Here is a 2107-nt window from a genome sequence, read left to right on the forward strand (position 1 = left end):
TTAATAAACTAGATGACATAGATTTAGAAATATTAAAGAAGCTAATCAAACAATCTGTTAACTACTTAGAGAATAAATATCCTAAAAAGTGATATTTAATTAAAGCAAGTATTCTATTATCTGGTGAAAGGAGAAAAAACATGAATATTGGGGCATTTTCTGTTAGTTTGACGGTAAAGGATATTCATGCATCAAAAACATTTTATGAGAAACTAGGGTTTAATGTTTTTGGTGGAAATATCGATCAAAACTGGTTAATCTTGAAAAATGAAGACTGTATTATTGGCCTATTTCAAGGCATGTTTGAAAAGAATATATTAACCTTTAATCCTGGGTGGGACGAGAATGCTGAAGAGGTAAATCCTTTTAAGGATGTAAGGGTATTACAAGAAGAACTTAAAGAAAAGGGAATAAACTTTATTCAGGAAGCAAATTTAGAAACTGAAGGTCCAAGCAACTTTATGATTGAGGATCCAGATGGTAATCTAATCCTTGTTGATCAACACAGGTAGAAATAAAATCTATTGAATATTCTAGGAGGTTAATGATGGGAAGAGTCGTTCATTTTGAGATTCATGTAAATAATATGGAACAGGCAAAAACGTTTTATGGTGAGGTATTTGGCTGGACATTTCAAGACTGGAGCGAATTTGCTGGAATGCCTTACTTTGGGGTAGTGACAGGAAGTGAAGATGAACTAGGAATCAATGGTGCATTAATGCAGCGGCAAAGTGCTGCACCTGAAGTAAATCAAGCTTTAAATGCATATGTTTGTACAATTGGCGTTGAGAATTATGATGAATCGGAAGCTAAAATAATTAACAACGGCGGAAAAGTAGCCATGCCGAAATATGCTTTGCCCGGTATGGCGTGGCAAGGATATTATTTGGATACAGAAGGCAATATTTTCGGACTGCATCAGCCTGATGTTAATGCTAAATAAGGTGATTTTTAGAAAGGTACATAGAAATTTAGGTAAGAGGCCTATCCCCAAATGTATATATGCATTTGGGGATAGGCTTTTTCTGAATAAAATGTCTGTTATCGCACTTATGACACTGCCCCAGACCCCACCCACGTCCCTTAAGAGGACAGAGAATCCGTTAATTTTGAAAAACATGAGAAAATAGCAGTCTTTTTCTTGCATTAGCGGAACCAGAGTTCCTAACTCTCTAGAAAACAAACTATTCAAGAGTATAACGGAACCATGGTCATCCTAAAAAAATGCACAGTCAAAACTTCGGTTATAATCTAATCCAGGATATTTACACTTGGGGTCGGGCACCTTTTACGATTGTTTAAAAGGAGCTTGTCCTTCTCTCACTTATAATCAATTCCAAATAATGAGGGTGAATCTGTCGTATATTCCGATTTTAAAATCTCCAACTAACTTAACTCGCTACTATATGAAAAGCTATATCCAACAAATTAACCTATGGATACGCCGAAGGATCAGCAAACTCATTTGGAAGAGATTGGGGAAAACTCCGATTCAATATAATAGTCTTATGAATTTAAAAATTCCCAAGCAAAAAGCATGGGAAGGAGAGAATACTCAAAAGGATACTAGCAAATATCCAAAAGCTATATACTTCATCGTGCAATTCCAAATAACCCCTTAGAACGTATCGGGTTATTAAACCTAGATTAGATTAATATACCTCAATAAATTTTCCGAAACCACTCACCTTATGAACCGCTGGATACGGAACCGTACATACGGCGGTGTGAGAGGTCGGGGGTTAATGCCCCTCTCCTACTTGATTTATATATTAGCGTAAAGCTGTTATATCATCTGCTTCTAGTTTGCAATCGTTTACAAAATGGTGTATTACGGAAACAAAGATATAAAAAAGAGTGGAAAACACAATCGTTTTTTGCGCAAAAAAGGAATTTACTAGCAAGATTATATCAGGCTTTGGAGAAACAAATTGTTAAAGACACAAGTTTAAAAATAGAGGTAAATCAATTTCTACTTACTCTTTTTGCTACATCAGTTCATATTTTAATAGACAGTTGAAGTAGCTTATACATTAATATTATTTTTTAATTAATAATAGACTGATTAAATTCTTTTAAGAAAATATCCTCATAGAATATTTCATAT

At 34.4% G+C, this 2107-nt stretch carries 2 protein-coding genes; both read left to right on the forward strand.

The annotated features are described in order from the left end of the window. Positions 1–140: 140 nt before the first annotated feature. Positions 141–512 carry a VOC family protein gene (locus tag V7127_RS25705; protein ID WP_335491086.1) on the forward strand — a complete coding sequence of 124 codons (372 nt, stop codon included), beginning with the start codon at positions 141–143 and terminating at the stop codon, positions 510–512. Positions 513–547: 35 nt separating this feature from the next. Next, the gene (locus V7127_RS25710; RefSeq protein WP_335491089.1) at positions 548–943 is read left to right on the forward strand and encodes a VOC family protein; all 396 of its coding nucleotides are present in this window, start codon (positions 548–550) and stop codon (positions 941–943) included. The last annotated feature ends 1164 nt before the right edge of the window (positions 944–2107 follow it).

Source organism: Bacillus sp. JJ1773, from assembly GCF_036962035.1.
Classification (GTDB): domain Bacteria; phylum Bacillota; class Bacilli; order Bacillales; family Cytobacillaceae; genus Cytobacillus.